We start from the raw sequence: 16,231 nt of genomic DNA, 5'->3' as shown, positions 1-16,231 counted from the left end.
ATGTCTAATCAATGCTCCTAGCGAGGCTTAACATGGCGCTCTTGCATTAAAGACTCATCAGCATACAGTCATCCCCTATACTCACTGTTCACTCTACAAGTCGGCATCGAAATGAATAAACTATTTTCTGTGTTTCTATTTGCTATGCCATACCACGCTGTCGCATTCGAACAAGATAACAGAGGGCTTTATTTAGGTGCTGGCTTTGGCAAAACCACTTATGAAGAAGACGATTGGACAACAAGTAACGCAACTGGCATTCGATCAAATGATAGTAGTTGGAAGATCATAGCTGGTTATCGGATCAATTCAATGTGGCATATAGAAGGCACTTACACGTCTTATGGCACGATTGAACAAATCGATCGTTATAAATTTGAACCGAACGCGTTTACGTTAGCAGCAAATGGGGGGTATACGTTTAGTAACGCCATACGACCCTTTGGCATTATTGGTTTATCGGCATTAGATCTGAGTCAGTCGCAGCCGATCCTTCAAGATGATAAAGGCATTGCCATACGATTAGGTTTCGGAATTGAATATATGCCAACCCAGTTTAATGATGTCACCTTACGTATCGCATACGAAGGCGATGGATTTGCAGTTAGCAATAGAAGCTTCATTGATGTTGATACCGACATCTTTCTTGGTAGTTATTATTTCAGTGCTACATATGCTTTGAGTAATGATTAAACGTAAAAAAGCCCCGATATTTCTATCAGGGCTTTCTTATTTGGAGCGACACACGAGGTTCGAACTCGTGACCTCAACCTTGGCAAGGTTGCGCTCTACCAGCTGAGCTAGTGTCGCATGCTAACATTCTCTTTTCAGAAAATATCAGTCTTTATAGATGGTGCCCCGGGCCGGACTTGAACCGGCACAGCGCGAACGCCGAGGGATTTTAAATCCCTTGTGTCTACCAATTCCACCACCAGGGCACGCAATTCTGGATTGCGATGGGTAAGACACCATCTTAATAACGATCTGCCATGTAACTTGACCGTTAGTACAAAATTTGGAGCGACACACGAGGTTCGAACTCGTGACCTCAACCTTGGCAAGGTTGCGCTCTACCAGCTGAGCTAGTGTCGCTTTATATTCTCTAGTAAGAGAATGGAGGCGCGTCCCGGAGTCGAACCGAGGTCCACGGATTTGCAATCCGCTGCATAGCCACTCTGCCAACGCGCCCTTACATCACAACCAATCGACTCATCGTCGTTGGTATGGGCTGCATTTTACGGAATGCTGAGTTTGAGTCAACAAAAAATATCGAAAAACTTTTTAATTGACTGATATATGTACAAAAGATCGAATAAAAAGCCACTTTAGCCGATTTTAGCTGCCCAACAAGCGATTAAACCTCTCAAAAACAGGAAACTGAAGTCAACTGTGCCCATGAACTCGACGTAGTCTTTCTTGTAATTAAATTACAGATGCTAGAAAATGCCGATCCAGATCACACTTTATGTTCATTTTAATTATGTCACGCATTCAACTTATCATTACTAGCGTTTTAGCAACTTTATTACTATCCGCTTGTTCGCCAAAGCAACATAAACCTGTTGATATTGCAGTAAGCTTCATAACTCAAGCACCAGACTCAATGCTGGTTAATGATAAGTACCAGCAACCCATGATAAAGCGGTGGCTAAGAAGCAACCTCCAACAAGCCTTCGATCGGGCACAAGTAAATAATACAAAACATATCGCCTTCTATTCAGATCAAAATCTGAATAAGCCATTGCTAACCCCAGCCTTCTCCTATGTCACTGCATTAGTACTTAATGAACAAAATGCCGATATGGCTCGTCAATATATAAAACCGAACCACTCCATCATAGCCAGCAACATAAACTTTGGCCTCAAGCAATATGGCGCCAAAATTTACGCTTACAACGCTGGTAAATCTCGAGCCGATGCATACATCCAATCAGTTAATAATGAAAAGATTGCTTACCTTTCACTCATAAACCAAAGCAACCAACTTGATGATAAGCCTGAGCAGCAAGACTTAGACATCATCGCTCACTCAGTTGATCGACTATATGTTCAAGGTGTTAATAAAATTATTTTATTAAGTCAATACTCTGGAATGTACTCAAGTTCTTTAGCAAACAAAATAAATGGGCTTGATGTTATAGTTAGTACTGGTGAAAACTATAATACAACCTTTAGTAATGGTAGCTGTATTGCATATTTTGATGATAAGGGAGATTGGAAAGATTTATATTTAAAGTTTGATATAAACGGCAAAATTATATCATGTGATTTCATGTATTAATACCTTCACTACAATTCTAAATATAGTAAAAGCAAAATATCACCATTAGTCATAAGCACTGCCCTGAGCGTCAAATATTCAGCTTAAACATGACATTATATTGGCGTTCAACTCGAAACAACTATGAATCAATGCGATTAGTCACAAATTAATGCAGTGTAAAATAGCCTACATAAACGGCATTTTAAATAATAATTATTATTTAACGAAATATCACTGGATGTTGGTTAAGTAATTGTTTTAATATCAGCGCACTTTGCATGGATGTTATTTTATGAAACTCAGACTTACATTACAGTTGCTTCTAAGCCTTATATCATTTGTTATTATTTTCATTGTTCTAACTTACTCGTTTAATAGAGTAAACCAAAATTCCAGTGAATTATATCAAGATAGAGTTATCCCAATGGGACAGCTTAAAATCATCAATGATACGTTTGCGGTAAATATTATTGATGCTTTTAACAAACACTTACTTGGCGACTTTACACATAACCAAATGAATCAATCTATCGATTCGGGTTTACAAAATGTTGAAAGTGTTTGGCGCGAATACATGAGTACCTACCTGACTCCAGAAGAAAGTGCTATAGCCTCACGGTTTGCTGAACAGCAGCGCGTAGTCAATCAGTATTTGGCTACAATAAAACAGCAACCCGTTACTGATGCAATGGTGCTAGAACTGTATCAAAAGGTTGATATTCTATCTGCTATAGGTGCTGAACTTACCCATATTCAAGAATCTATCGCTAAAACACTATACGAGCAAAGCCTCGCTGATGCTTCTTCAGCGAGTAAGCTTGTTATGTATATTATCTTTATCTGTGTAGTCGCAACACTCTATCTCAACTATCTAATTTTTAAATATATAGAACAACATGTTGGTGGCGAGCCAAACGAGATTTCAGAAAAGATCAAAATCATTAGCCAAGGTGATTTTACCCTACAGATGAAAGGGGATGAGCAAGGTATTTACCGTGACGTGCTCAATCTTGCTGACAACCTCAAAACCTCTTTCAGACAGTCAGCAAGCATTGCCGATAACGTGGCTTCTGCCTCAGAGGAATTGGCAACCGTCATGATTCAAGCAAACGACAACGCCAATATCGAGCTTGAGCAGATTGAAAATGTATCAAGTGCTGTTAATCAGCTCACTGTTGCGGCCAACGAAGTCAGCATACAGGCTGAAAGAGCACAGGCAATCACGTTATCAGTAGCAGAAAATGTTACTCACGGCGGACAGTCATTGCTGACATCAAATAGACTGAATGACCAAATTCAGCATTCTGTCGATGATTCGGTAAATATAGTCGGTCAACTCAACGAATTTACTAATGAAATTAATGACGTTATTGAAGTAATAAACAGTATTTCCGATCAAACCAACCTGCTTGCTTTAAATGCAGCCATTGAAGCAGCACGAGCTGGAGAGCAAGGTAGAGGCTTTGCAGTTGTAGCAGACGAAGTCAGGGCGCTTGCTGTTAAAACCCAGCAATCAACACTGAGTATTCGAGAAATTATTAATAAGCTACAAGCTCAGTCTCAACTTGCCGTTGAGCATATGGAGGGCAACGCTTCATTAGTTGAGGAATCGAAACAGCTCTCAAGCTCACTGGCCAATGCTTTTGATGATATTAAGCAATCCGTTGAGGCTATGAATGATGTTAACAACCTTGTTGCCAGCGCAACACAAGAACAAGTACAAGTGACGAACTCTATTTCAGAGAATGTAACGGTTACTTTAGATACTATAAACCAAAATGTAGCTGGAATAGCGCAAACGACTTCAGCAAGCGAAGAGCTTTCACACCTCTCAGCTGAACAAAATAAGCAACTCGCCCGCTTTAAGATAGACCAAGCCTAACGAAAGCATCTTCCTCGTCCTAAAATCAAAAAAGCCACTATTCAGTGGCTTTTATTATATTAAATTACGCACGTAACTAGTCGTTAACCAGCTCAACAGCTTCTCGAATCAGACGACCAATTTCGTCCCAATCTCCAGCTTCAATCAACTGAGGTGATACCATCCACGTACCACCACAACAAAGAACACGATCTATAGCAAGGTAATCACGTATATTCGCCTTGCCAATACCACCTGTCGGCATCAGCGAGAGATCAACATATGGTGCAAGCAATGACTTAATCATATTAATTCCACCCGATGCTTCAGCAGGGAAGAACTTCAAAAAAGTTAGCCCTAATTCCAGTGCCTGCTCAACCTGACTTGGGTTATTAATACCAGGCACCATTGGAATACTTTTCGCTTGGCAGTAACGCACTGTTGTTGGATTCAAGCCCGGTGCAACCATAAACTCGGCACCTGCTTCAATAGCACGATCAACCTGCTCTGCATTTAATACTGTACCTGCACCAATGCACATTTCAGGGTATGCTTCTCGCATTAACCGGATGCACTCTGCAGCAGCTTCTGTTCTAAACGTAACTTCAGCGACAGGCAGGCCATTTTCAACTAATGTTTTTGCTAATGGTACTGCCTGCTCAACGCTGTTGATCTGAATAACAGGGATAACTTTGAAGGCTTTCAGTTTTTCAATTAGTTGCTGAGACATCTTTACACTATTCCTTTGACATTAACGCTTTCATCGCTTGAGGCGGAATAATCGCCCCAGGATATTGAATAACTATAGAAGCCAATTGATGGCCTAATTCTGCTGATGCTGTTTCCGTGCTGCCACTTAGTCGTCCGGCTAAATAACCTGCAGCAAATGAGTCACCTGCCGCGCAAGTATCAACGACCTTGTCTACTTTATTTGCAGCGACATAGAATGTTTCACATTGATTATTTTGTAAGCCACAAACAACTTTACAAGGCTCACATCCACGTTTTATTACGACTTCTTTGCAACCCAACTGTTGGCAACGTTCAACAATATCGGTTTGTCCCCAAACTAAATGATCATCATCTTCCGTAATGAGGGCGATATCAACGAATGGCAAAACTTGTGAATACCAGTATTGCGCTTGTTTTGCTGTCCATAATTGAGGGCGGAAGTTATTATCAAATAATACTCGTCCACCATTTGCTTTATGCTTTTCAAGTAACGTTATCAACGTTGCTTTGGCATCTTCAGCTAAGATGGCTAAGCTGATACCACTGATGTACAACGCATCAAATTCATGCTGCTCAATCGCTTGTTCGAGTGGTGTCATATCAACTGAAAAATAGAATTTTGCCGCGCTATCATTACGCCAGTAATGAAAGTGTCGCTCGCCATTAGGCTCTGTTTCAACCAAGTATAGGCCCGGCAATTTATTCTCAAGCTTTCTGACCATCGAAACATCAATACTCTCAGCCTGCCATGAGCTAAGCATATCTTGACTAATTTTATCGACACCCAACGCTGTTGCGTAACTGACAGCGATATCACGAGAAGCACCAAGGCGTGATAGGTACAGCGCAGTATTTAGCGTATCGCCACCAAAAGTGCGTTGTAATGGCTGGCCACTTAGCTCAACCATACATTCACCAAAAAATGCAATTTTCACACTGTCACCTTTAATTTTTAAATCTGTACTAAAAGCGTAATTGAAGATGCAGGCCTTACATCATCACAAAGGCCTGCATTTTGACGAGTTTTAGAGGATTATTTTGCAGCTGCTGTTTCGATACTCACAGCAGGTTCTTCAGACTGTTCCATTCCAGCACGCTCTGCATCAAGAATCGCTAACGCTTCTTCTTTCGTCACGGCGTTGGCTGGTGTAACTATGCTCACAACTACACCTGCGGTTAATGCCGTTAATACTGATGGGATCACTGGGTTACCCCAGAAAGCGGTAAAGTCGCTACTCATCATGATTGTAAATGATGCGGCTGATGCACCCGCTAAGGTTGCAATTGCACCTTGCCAGTTATAGCGAGACCAGAAGCGACCCAACATACCGCACACAAACATGCCAGACATAACAGTTGAAATCATCTTGGTGATGTAGCTAATAATGTCATTCGACGTTAGAGCAAACAGCAGTGCCAAGCCAATACAGATAATCAGTGCGAAGCGTGAATAGCTAACCATCTTATCTTTTGATGGTACTTTACCCGTGAACATGATGTAGATATCACGTAGCAAGATAGATACACCTGCAATAGCATCTGAGCTTGCGCTCGACATGGTTGCTGAAAGACCTGCGATAAGAACAATCATACCAATACCAACTGGTAGTACTGTTGCTGCCACGTATGGGAACGCAAAGTTCGCATTATTCAATTCAGGGTTAATCGCATGTGCTGACATACCGATAACCGCTGGAATGATAGAGAAGAACAAGTACAGAACACCCGACAACACAAATGAGCGGCGAATGGTTTTTACGTCTTTACCTGAATAAATGCGCTGACGGAAAGATGGGGTGGCTAAAATACCGACACCAACAACGGTTGCCAAAGATATCGCAGGAATTAGACCAAGCTTATCGATACCAAATAAACTAACCGATGCAGGATCCATCGCTGCATATAGGTTATCAAGGCCACCAATATGCTCAACAGAAAGTACCGCCATTAAGATGAAGCCAGTAAATAGAATGACTGCTTGAATTGTATCGGTCCATACTACAGCGGTATAACCACCAATCACCACGTAAATAGTAAAGGCTGCTGCAATAATCAGTTTCGCTGTATTGATTTCAATATCGGCAATCCAGGCGAGGTACATACCACCGCCCAGAATATGCGCACCTAACCAACCTATTGATGCCACAAAGATCAGTACACCAACAACGTTCTTAACGACTTTGTTTGCACCAACATAGTAAGACAGCTCTTCACTCATCGTCATGAAGTTCAGCTTACGCACTGGCGCAAACCAGTATGCTAGAAGCAAAATACCGATAGCACCACCAACGCCATATAGTGCGCCAGCCCAGCCATTAGCATAACCAAAGCCAACAGCCCCCATACTTGAACCTGTACCAACCATGGTTGCAACGGTTGTACCAAGCACCAAGAACAAAGGTAGGCCACGACCACCTAGTAAGAAATCTTCACCTGATTTTTGGTTTCGAGAAACAAACCAACCCAACCAGATTAAAAAAACCACATATGCACCGAACCCGGTGAGAAAGAGTGTACTGTTCATTCCATCCCTCTTATAATCGTTATTGCTTTTATTTGCTTGGGGATAGCGCTCTTAATCACTACCCCATGATTAACTGATATCATCAGTTTTGCTTTTTTATATTGGGTTGGTGCTTTGCCAACCCTTTTTCTTTTGGCCAATCCTTAGCCACTTCTTAATAACTACCTGATACCCCTTACCAAGCAGTGGTGACAAGCCTTCTGATGTTCTTCGACATAATATAGGGCGAAGACTTGTCTAAATATTTAGTCAGCTGTTAGCGACGATCTTCACGGTAGCACGTCACATCAACTTCAACTTTCACATCAACAACCAAGTCACATACCATGCAGATACGTGCTGGTGGGTTTGCGCCAAAGAACTCTTTAAACACTTTATTGAATGACTGGAAGTAACGTGAATCCGTTAATACCACTTTAACATGGACAACATCTTCTAGGCCGTAGCCCGCTTCTTCCATAATATCGACACAGTTTTGAACCGCTAGACGAGATTGCTCAATGATGCCGCCTTCAACAACTTCACCATCTGTCATTGGTGTCTGGCCTGAAACATACAGGAAACCACCCGCTTGAGTTGCTCGTGCAAAAGGAAGGTGCTGACCGCCGGTGCCTGTACCGCCTTCGATGCCATAGCGTGTGATAGTCATAATTTTTTTCTCCAACTTCTTGTTACTGATTTTAGTAATGGCGACACCCCAAACCATTTGGGCTGCATCACCAATTTGTAGGCCAGCAAGCGTTATGCTTGATGGCGGTATAAGAAACGGCCATGCCGTTGTTGGTCTACTTGACCATTTTGATAACTGATGCTGCCATTCACCATAACGGCATCGATGCCTTTCGCCGCAGCTATTGGATTTTCAAAGCTGGCGACATCAATAATGGTATTTGGGTCAAACAACACCATATCGGCATACGCGCCTTGTTTAATTTCACCACGATCTTTCAAGCAATAACGCTTGGCAGACATGCCGGTCATTTTGTGAATGGCCTGACCTAAGCTGAACAGCTGTCGTTCACGGCTGTAATAGCCCAGCACGCGAGGAAATGAGCCCCACAGTCTTGGATGTGGATGTGGATCATTTGGTAGTCCATCTGATCCCACCATGGTTAAACGGTACTTCAATACTCGCTCAACATCGGCTTCATCCATGCAGTGATATACCGCGCCTGCTGGTTGTAACTGTTTTGCCGCTTCGATTAATGGCAAGCCCATATCTGCAGCAATATCTTTCAGCATTTTTCCTGCCTGCTCTGGCAGACTTTCAGACCAAGTAATAAAAATATCAATTTCATCGGTTACTTGGTTCAAATCGAGCGTTGATGAACTAGCAGAGTACGGATAACAGTCACACGACACGTCTTGTTTCTGCGCTGTCTTATCCATTAAATCAAGCACTTCAACCGTACGTCCCCAATTACCAGCACCAGCACATTTTAAATGGGAGATAACAACAGGTACTTTACCGTGCTTACCTGTTTTAAACGCTTCCTCCATTGCTTCAAGGATCTGCTCAAACTCGGTGCGCATATGCGTGGTATAGATACCGTCAAACTCCGCTAACTCTTCAACTAACGCCATCACTTCTTCAACCGGCGCTTGCTTTGCCGAGGCATATGCAAGGCCAGAGCTCAAGCCTAATGCCCCTTGCTCCATAGCTAAGTGAAGCTGCTTTTTCATCATCGATATTTCTTCACTTGTTGCTGCGCGAAGTAAATCATCCATTTCGTTGTTACGTAGCGTGGTATGCCCAACAAGTGCAGCGACATTCACTGCAGGTTGCGCTTGTGTTACCGCGTTTGCATAAGCGCTAAAATCTGGGTATTTAAAATCTTCTCGCTTACCTAATAGATTCATAGGATCTGGCGGATCACTCGCTAACACCGTAGGGGAAGCACTGATCCCGCAATTGCCGACGATAACGGTGGTAACACCTTGGCTGATCTTGGGTAAACATTCAGGCAAGCGAATGACATTTGTATCATCATGGGTATGTACATCAATAAAACCGGGAGCAAGTGCCTTCCCTTCTCCATCAATAATTTGCTGTGCCTGACTGCCTGCTAAATCACCAATGGCTGCAATACGATCCCCTGTTATTGCTACATCTGCGTTGTATGGTTCGGCGCCTGTGCCGTCTACAACTTGTACATTTCGGAAAACGGTATCGAACTGCATGACTCTTCCTCTTATATCTGCTGCTTCATTACCGCTCCCAAAAGTTTGAATGCTTTCTGGTTACGGCTAGTCGCCGAGAGGTTGCCTATCTTCGCCACCGCGGTGGCTATCTAAAGCCAGCTTTAACCGTCGTAATTTATCTCGGGTTCGGCGTTTATGGCTTAAGGCAAGCTCTGTCGACAACACATCTATTAAAGCCATCATGGCGTAGCGCGAAGCTGACGGCTTATAGATGAAATCTGTTTCTTTTGTCACTATGGGCAGCACTAAATCACTAATTTCCGCCAATGGTGACTCTTTTGGTGTAATCGAAATGATTTTCACACCGTATTGTTTCGCTATTGATGCAGGCTCAACCACTTCAGGGGTATAGCCCGTTGCAGAAATCACAACCATCACATCGTTTGCATCTGCCGTTGAAGCGACCATTCGTGCAAGCAGGCCATCGTTGTATGCTGTGACAGGGTAACCAAGTCTAAATAACCGGAACTGAAGTTCCTGAGATAGCATGGTTGAACCGCCCCCCATACCAACAGCGAGTATTTGTCTTGCGTTTTGCAAGGTTTCAACCGCTGTCGCAATATCCTGCTCATTCACTATCTTGCGGTTTATGTTGATCGCGTTTTTAATCGATTCATAAACCCCTTGAATGCCTGATTGGTCTGGTGCTTCATGAATGAAGCGTTGACCTATAGCCAGTGACTGAGCCAGTTTAAGCTTTAAATCACGTACATTCTTACAACCAACCGCTTTCGCAAAGCGTGTAATTGTTGCCTCACTCACTCCAGCTTCTTCTGCTAACTGGCTAATGCTTGAGCCTGACGCTGCTGCCAAATCATCGATAACTAATCGGGCAACTTTCTTTTCTGCTTCTCGTAATTGCGAAAAGCGTTCAGTAATTCTTGAAACAATATCAACTTCGATTGTCACGGCTTTCACCTTTCTCTCGACAAGACAAATAATAAATTCAGAGCAGGGTTAAAACAGTGAGAAGCACCACAAAAACACAAGCAATGTTTGATACTTTCTAACACCGCAAATATGATAATCACGCTTAAACCCTGTAACGACGTAGCCTAGAAGCTATGTTAGGAGAATAATAAATGAACCAAGCAAATAAAAAGCATGTTAGTAAATACCAAGACACTCATCACAAAAAATTTCCCGCGGGTACCAAGGGAGTATGGGTTGATGAAAAAAATGAAGGAAAATACAGCCTAATTGACGAAGAGATCAGCCTACCTGCTGCCGTTATTAAGCAGCAGGCACTAGAAAATAACCTTAGCTGGATGCAGCAGTTTGCCAACCACCACCAGGTAAAGTTATCCCCTCATGGTAAAACCACCATGACCCCTGCTTTTTTTGAGCAGCAGCTTGCTGCTGGAGCATGGGGCGTGACAGTAGCAACAGCACCACATACTCAAGTCGCTGCTGAAGCGGGTGCAAAAAACATCATGATGGCGAACCAGTTGGTTGGTAAAGCCAATATGTCGTTAATAAAGAAAGTCATTGAACAATATGACGTTAACTTCTATTGCTGTGTGGATTCCGTTGAGAATGCCGACCAATTGCATCAATACTTCAACCAAACAGGGGTAACACTCAATATATTGATTGAGTTTGGTGTAGAGGGTGGTCGCTGTGGCTGTCGAAATACAGAAGAAGTGATAAAGCTTGCTCAGCATATTAACCAACTGGATGGATTGAACCTTTCCGGTATCGAGGTCTATGAAGGTGTGATCCACGGTGAAAACGCAGAAGCCGATATTCGTGAATTTCTGGCGACAACAATTGCTACTGTTGAAAGACTTTCAGAAGAAAAGCTAATAACAGATCAGCACCCTATCGTGACTGGCGCTGGTTCAGCTTGGTATGATGTTGTGGCCGAAAGCTTTACCGCCTGTCAGCACCTTAACGCGATTATCAGACCGGGTTGCTATTTGATCCACGATACGGGGATCTATCAAGACGCCCAAGACAAGGTAATGAACCGCGCAGAAAAAAACCAAGGCTACGCCTGCGATTTAGGGGGGAACCTTGAATCTGCACTCGAAGTTTGGGCTTATGTGCTTTCTCGCCCTGAAGCGAATAAAGCGGTGATTGGATTAGGTAAGCGTGATGTCGCATTTGATGCCGGCTTACCCATCCCAGAACGCGGCTACCGCAATGGAGAAAGTATCGATGTTGCTCAGCTAGAAGCAACTGCCATCATGGATCAACATACCTTTGTCACTGTACCTGATGGCTGTGATCTTGCTGTCGGTGATGTTATCGCTTTTTCAACCTCGCACCCATGCCTCACATTTGATAAATGGAAGTACATCTGTATTTCTGATGAAAAATACACGGTTAGTCAGTTTGTTGAAACCTGCTTTTAATCACATAACTGTAGATATACCGAACAAAAATACCATTTAACGATACATATTGAGCCCTATCGACTAGGGCTCATACCTTTTACAACAAACCCCACAGCTCGCTGTTATTTATAAAGTTATTCGCTTCCCTACCCTATATGCGTATAAATGCAAAGCGATTACATAACTACTTAAGACCCTGTTTTTTATAAGTTTAATTGCCTATTTTTCACGTTGATAAATGCAATCAGGTGTGTATTATGCCCTTGCAAATGTATTATCCCGTGCTTCAAAGGACACTAACATGGAATTAACGTTTTTAATCGAAGGATTGCTTTTTGGCTTAATCGTCCTACTAATCGGCTTATCTGGTGGTTCATTTTTTACCATGGCCACAGTAAAGAAATCAGAAGTTGAAACCGTGGTTGAATCACGCATTGAATTCGGCTTTTACGGCGTCGCTAGCTTGGTTTTTGCCGCCTTACTAGCGGGTATTCTTAGCTAGACACCCGAGAGCTTTATTAAGCACTTCCCCCTGCTTGATAAAGCTCGAGTGGTAACCCATCAGGGTCTTGAAAAAATGTATACTTTTGCCCTGTGTACTCATCCACTCTAATTGGCTCAATGCCGACCCCTCGACTTTCAAGATAATCTGCCACCAGTTCAACCGAATCAACGACAAACGCTAAGTGTCGTAACCCCTTTGCTTCAGGAAAGCTAGGTCTTTCAGGTGGATTAGAAAAAGAAAATAGTTCTATTTGACTGCCATCTGGTAATGCTAAATCGAGCTTAAATGAATCTCGCGCTTCACGGTAATGTTCTGCCACCACTTTCAAACCGAGAATATCGACATAAAAGTGTTTAGATACCGCATAATCTGAACAAATAATCGCAGCATGGTGAATGGCTTTTAGCATCTCAATATCCTTCCTGAATCGCACAAGTCATCTATACTAGCACTCAAGAAAATGGAGCGATATCGCTCCATTTAAAGTACATTACAACTAACCTTAAACACGGTTAGCCGCCCTCGGTATTACCTATTTCAGGTTGGGCAAACGTCTGTTCTTCATTACTTTGTTGCTGATTAGGTCGCTTTTTCTTTGTTCCTGGCATCAGTTCAAAATCAGGCGTGAAACTCGCTAACATACTTTTTAGCTGATCAATTGGCTTACGATCACCATCCAATTTTGCTTTACCATTTTCAATCTGCTCATCAAGCGTAACCGAACCCATCATTACAGGCTCAAGATCTGCACGATCAATAGTGATCGTTAGATCCGGCTTATCAGCAATATAGCCTTTTATGTTTGTGAGTGTTGAATTACTTAACTCAACGGCATACTCCTCATTATTGTCGGGAGTCACCAGATTAATCACAAACTCAATACCATCCGCTTTTTCACTGTTCAATCGAACAGCTAAGAAGTCTAACCATAAACTGGTCGACATTGCCCTAATAACATCAGGTCCCGATGTTTTCGGTGTTGCCCCTGTTGGAATACCGTTACGTAGTTCATACGCTGCAGCCAAGAAGCTATTACGTACACTAGGGCTTTCTTGCTGGTAGCCTATTTGCTCAAACACGTTGGCTAATAAATCTTTGGCTTTCTGGTTATCGGGTTCACCGTAAACCAACTTATTCAATATTTCTGAAGCCATCAGATATTCGCCGTTATCAAACAGCGCCTGGCCTTTCTTGATGATATTGTCAGCGCCTCCCATCATTTCAACATATAAAGGCCCTGACTCACTGGGTGATACTGGTATCAATGTAGCCGGATTTCCATCCCAGTAACCTAGGTAACGATTAATAACTGCACGGCTGTTATGTGCCTCTGAGCCATGATAACTATGGGCTGACCATTGCTGCTGTAAGCTTTTTGGTGGTTTATATTGATTATGTACTTCATTGATTGTGACGCCTTGATTGGCTAAATGAAGTACTTCATTGTTAAGGTTGGCGTAAATGTCACGCTGAGAACGCATGATTTCTTGAATTCGATCATTCCCCCAACGCGGCCAGGAGTGAGAGGCAAACATCACTTCAGCATCTTGACCAAACATATATAAAGCTTTATTGATCTGCTTTGACCACTCAAGAGCATCACGTATCAATGCACCACGTAAGGTATAGATGTTGTGTACTGTACCCGTAATATTTTCAGCAGCCCAAAATGTTTTTAACTCTGGGAAATACGTATTCATTTCCGCTGGCGCTTCTGTACCTGGTGTATTTTGGAATACCATCTTCACACCATCAATTGTGTGCTCTTCAATATCATCTTTAATGTACATTGTAGGTGGTACAAGCCCAGTTGTTCCCGCCGCGGTATTCTTACCAATGGATTGATCAACATGTCCAAATGGGCTTCTTGGTAACAACACACCATATTGGAAAAAAAGTCTACGGTTCATTGCGTTACCGGCGTAGACATTTTCAGATACCGCATGCAGCATAAAACCTTCTGGAGCAATGATTTTTACTTTACCAGCGGCAATATCTTCATCACTAATGACCCCCCTAGCTCCACCAAAGTGATCAGCATGGGAGTGAGAATACACAACAGCGACGACAGGCCGCTCACCAAGTTGCTCATTAACAAACTTCAACGCTGCTGCTGCGGTTTCTTTCGCGGTTAATGGATCAAAGATAATCCAGCCCGTATCACCCTTGATAAAGCTTATGTTGGCTAAATCAAAGCCTCGAACTTGATAGATTTTATCGGGGACGACTTCATAGAGCCCATAAGCCATATTGAGAACGGCTTGTCGCTGCAATGAGGGATGAATGCTGTCGAATTCTTTTTCTTGCAGTAGCCATTCGTAACTCGCCATATCCCATGCGACATTGCCTGATTCAGCTTTTATTTGTTTATAGTCAGGTGCAGCAATAAAGCCTTTTTTTGCCTCATCAAAATCACGTTTATCATCAAATGGTAGAGATTCACGCTGCTGCTGTTGGATGTCTTGAGTATATTTCGAAGGGGGCTGCCCTTTTGGATCAAAATGCTTGCCTTCTGCTGCACCGGGATCGGATAAAACACCACCGCCCCCAGATGCCCATACTACGCCTTGTGTACAACTTAAAGCAAAGATAACAACAAGAGTAATTATTCCCTTTCTATTCATCAACTGTTCCTTTATTTTCAAGTAACCACTTAGATTTCAGAGCAAAAGGCATACTTTTTTGCTCAAAAGGTACTCTCAGCCTAGAACAGGCAATAAAAAAGGGTGAAGAAATTCACCCTTAAAATAGTTAGTCATTAATATAGAACACAGGTTAAGTGTCATATCTTCATTGAGCGTTGCTGCCTGCGAAGGGTAAAAAACACAATCCCGCCGAACAAACCAAGCAGCAATATTGGCCCTCCCCATAATAAATAGGTATTGGGAGAGAGCTTTGGCTTATATAAAACAAAGTCCCCAAAGCGAGAAGTCATGTATTCCACAACTTCCGCGTTTGTCTTGCCATTGTTCACCATCTGATAGACCTGTAACCTCAGATCTTTGGCAACAGGTGAATTCGACTCTATCAAATTCTGATTCTGGCATTGCGGGCAACGTAAGCGTCGCGATAAATCAATCGCTCGCTTCTGCTCAGAAGGTGAACGAAACTTAAAAGTTTCTACTGTTTCAATGATCTCTGAATCAGCTCCAACAAAGATCTGCTCGACCTGTGCAAAGCTGGGCAGGCTAAAGAATAGCATCGTAAATAGAAAACCAACGGCTCCTTGCCAATACTTACCATTAGCCATTAATTTCGTCATTTTGCTGTTCCTTTATGTACTGTATAACGGGCTCAAATTCCTGTTGCCATATTTGCGTATCTAACGCACCAGAGTATCGAAAGCGGATCATGCCATACTGATCAACCAGATAACTTTCAGGTGTGCCATATACACCTAAATCAAGTGATAACTTGCCTCTTGGATCATAGATAACTGTCTGATATGGGCTCCCAGTACGCTGCAAAATATTACGCGCATCAGCTAAATTATCGCGATAATTTAAACCGACTAAATCAATGGTGTTATTTTCAGCTAATGACATCAAAAAAGGATGTTCCGACTGACACACGCCACACCATGAGGCCCAAACATTCAATAACGTCAAGTTGCCTTTAAAGACAGACTCATTCACCTGTACCGCTGTAGAAGAAAGTGTTTCCATTTGAAATGACGGTACTGGAGTATTTTCTAGTCGACTTAATGACGACGGGGTGTTGTTGTTCATTGCATACACAATCACACCAAGCAGGCCTACAACTAATATCAGTGGTATAAAACGATTCACAATTTTCACCTGCTATT

At 42.6% G+C, this 16,231-nt stretch carries 15 protein-coding genes and 4 tRNA genes; 5 read left to right on the top strand and 14 right to left on the bottom strand.

Annotated features, from left to right (window positions below):
• Nucleotides 1-111: 111 nt before the first annotated feature.
• Nucleotides 112-693: an outer membrane beta-barrel protein gene (locus tag L4D09_RS08620; RefSeq protein WP_428457085.1), complete on the top strand. Its 582-nt coding sequence runs from the start codon at nucleotides 112-114 to the stop codon at nucleotides 691-693.
• Nucleotides 694-734: 41 nt separating this feature from the next.
• Here the strand turns inward: L4D09_RS08620 and L4D09_RS08615 are convergent.
• The 4 genes from L4D09_RS08615 to L4D09_RS08600 all read right to left on the bottom strand — a co-directional run bounded on the left by L4D09_RS08615 (nucleotide 735) and on the right by L4D09_RS08600 (nucleotide 1,188).
• Nucleotides 735-810, bottom strand: a tRNA-Gly gene (locus L4D09_RS08615).
• A 41-nt stretch (nucleotides 811-851) separates the two neighbouring features.
• Nucleotides 852-938: transfer RNA gene (locus L4D09_RS08610), tRNA-Leu, on the bottom strand.
• 78 nt (nucleotides 939-1,016) lie between these two features.
• Nucleotides 1,017-1,092 (bottom strand) — tRNA-Gly (locus L4D09_RS08605).
• 22 nt (nucleotides 1,093-1,114) lie between these two features.
• Nucleotides 1,115-1,188, bottom strand: a tRNA-Cys gene (locus tag L4D09_RS08600).
• A 292-nt stretch (nucleotides 1,189-1,480) separates the two neighbouring features.
• Between L4D09_RS08600 and L4D09_RS08595 the strand changes: the two genes are divergently transcribed.
• Nucleotides 1,481-2,281, top strand: coding sequence for a hypothetical protein (locus L4D09_RS08595; RefSeq protein WP_428457084.1), 801 nt, complete (start codon nucleotides 1,481-1,483; stop codon nucleotides 2,279-2,281).
• Nucleotides 2,282-2,555: 274 nt separating this feature from the next.
• On the top strand, nucleotides 2,556-4,145 hold the full coding sequence (locus L4D09_RS08590; RefSeq protein WP_428457083.1) for a methyl-accepting chemotaxis protein: 1,590 nt from the start codon (nucleotides 2,556-2,558) through the stop codon (nucleotides 4,143-4,145).
• Between the two features lie 76 nt (nucleotides 4,146-4,221).
• Here L4D09_RS08590 and L4D09_RS08585 read toward each other — a convergent pair whose 3' ends face one another.
• From L4D09_RS08585 to L4D09_RS08560, 6 genes are all read right to left on the bottom strand, one after another.
• Entirely contained in the window at nucleotides 4,222-4,854 is a 633-nt protein-coding gene (locus L4D09_RS08585) for a bifunctional 4-hydroxy-2-oxoglutarate aldolase/2-dehydro-3-deoxy-phosphogluconate aldolase (RefSeq protein WP_428457082.1), read from the bottom strand.
• A 7-nt stretch (nucleotides 4,855-4,861) separates the two neighbouring features.
• Complete coding sequence (locus L4D09_RS08580; RefSeq protein WP_428457145.1) at nucleotides 4,862-5,764, bottom strand: sugar kinase; 903 nt, start codon at nucleotides 5,762-5,764, stop codon at nucleotides 4,862-4,864.
• Nucleotides 5,765-5,889: 125 nt separating this feature from the next.
• On the bottom strand, nucleotides 5,890-7,380 hold the full coding sequence (locus L4D09_RS08575; RefSeq protein ID WP_428457081.1) for a sodium:solute symporter family protein: 1,491 nt from the start codon (nucleotides 7,378-7,380) through the stop codon (nucleotides 5,890-5,892).
• Nucleotides 7,381-7,636: 256 nt separating this feature from the next.
• Nucleotides 7,637-8,029 carry a RidA family protein gene (locus L4D09_RS08570; RefSeq protein WP_428457080.1) on the bottom strand — a complete coding sequence of 131 codons (393 nt, stop codon included), beginning with the start codon at nucleotides 8,027-8,029 and terminating at the stop codon, nucleotides 7,637-7,639.
• Nucleotides 8,030-8,121: 92 nt separating this feature from the next.
• Nucleotides 8,122-9,561 carry an N-acyl-D-amino-acid deacylase family protein gene (locus tag L4D09_RS08565; protein WP_428457079.1) on the bottom strand — a complete coding sequence of 480 codons (1,440 nt, stop codon included), beginning with the start codon at nucleotides 9,559-9,561 and terminating at the stop codon, nucleotides 8,122-8,124.
• 66 nt (nucleotides 9,562-9,627) lie between these two features.
• Nucleotides 9,628-10,491 carry a MurR/RpiR family transcriptional regulator gene (locus L4D09_RS08560; RefSeq protein ID WP_428457078.1) on the bottom strand — a complete coding sequence of 288 codons (864 nt, stop codon included), beginning with the start codon at nucleotides 10,489-10,491 and terminating at the stop codon, nucleotides 9,628-9,630.
• A 173-nt stretch (nucleotides 10,492-10,664) separates the two neighbouring features.
• Between L4D09_RS08560 and L4D09_RS08555 the strand changes: the two genes are divergently transcribed.
• Both L4D09_RS08555 and L4D09_RS08550 read left to right on the top strand, forming a co-directional pair.
• Nucleotides 10,665-11,939, top strand: a complete 1,275-nt coding sequence (locus L4D09_RS08555) for an amino acid deaminase (protein WP_428457077.1) — start codon at nucleotides 10,665-10,667, stop codon at nucleotides 11,937-11,939.
• Nucleotides 11,940-12,222: 283 nt separating this feature from the next.
• Complete coding sequence (locus L4D09_RS08550; protein WP_428457076.1) at nucleotides 12,223-12,423, top strand: hypothetical protein; 201 nt, start codon at nucleotides 12,223-12,225, stop codon at nucleotides 12,421-12,423.
• Nucleotides 12,424-12,439: 16 nt separating this feature from the next.
• Here L4D09_RS08550 and gloA2 read toward each other — a convergent pair whose 3' ends face one another.
• From gloA2 to L4D09_RS08530, 4 genes are all read right to left on the bottom strand, one after another.
• Nucleotides 12,440-12,835, bottom strand: a complete 396-nt coding sequence (gene gloA2, locus L4D09_RS08545) for an SMU1112c/YaeR family gloxylase I-like metalloprotein (RefSeq protein WP_428457075.1) — start codon at nucleotides 12,833-12,835, stop codon at nucleotides 12,440-12,442.
• Between the two features lie 103 nt (nucleotides 12,836-12,938).
• A complete protein-coding gene (locus tag L4D09_RS08540) occupies nucleotides 12,939-15,050 on the bottom strand; it encodes an alkyl/aryl-sulfatase (protein WP_428457074.1) in 2,112 nt (703 codons plus the stop codon).
• 158 nt (nucleotides 15,051-15,208) lie between these two features.
• Complete coding sequence (gene nrfF / locus L4D09_RS08535; protein WP_428457073.1) at nucleotides 15,209-15,688, bottom strand: heme lyase NrfEFG subunit NrfF; 480 nt, start codon at nucleotides 15,686-15,688, stop codon at nucleotides 15,209-15,211.
• Nucleotides 15,669-16,214, bottom strand: a complete 546-nt coding sequence (locus tag L4D09_RS08530) for a DsbE family thiol:disulfide interchange protein (RefSeq protein ID WP_428457072.1) — start codon at nucleotides 16,212-16,214, stop codon at nucleotides 15,669-15,671. Before L4D09_RS08530 ends, nrfF begins: the two co-directional genes overlap by 20 nt.
• Nucleotides 16,215-16,231 lie beyond the last annotated feature (17 nt).

This window comes from Photobacterium makurazakiensis, assembly GCF_050336715.1.
In the GTDB taxonomy this organism is placed as follows: domain Bacteria; phylum Pseudomonadota; class Gammaproteobacteria; order Enterobacterales; family Vibrionaceae; genus Photobacterium; species Photobacterium makurazakiensis.
Note: the sequence above shows the minus strand (reverse complement) of the source record. Positions and strands in the feature narration are given on the sequence as shown.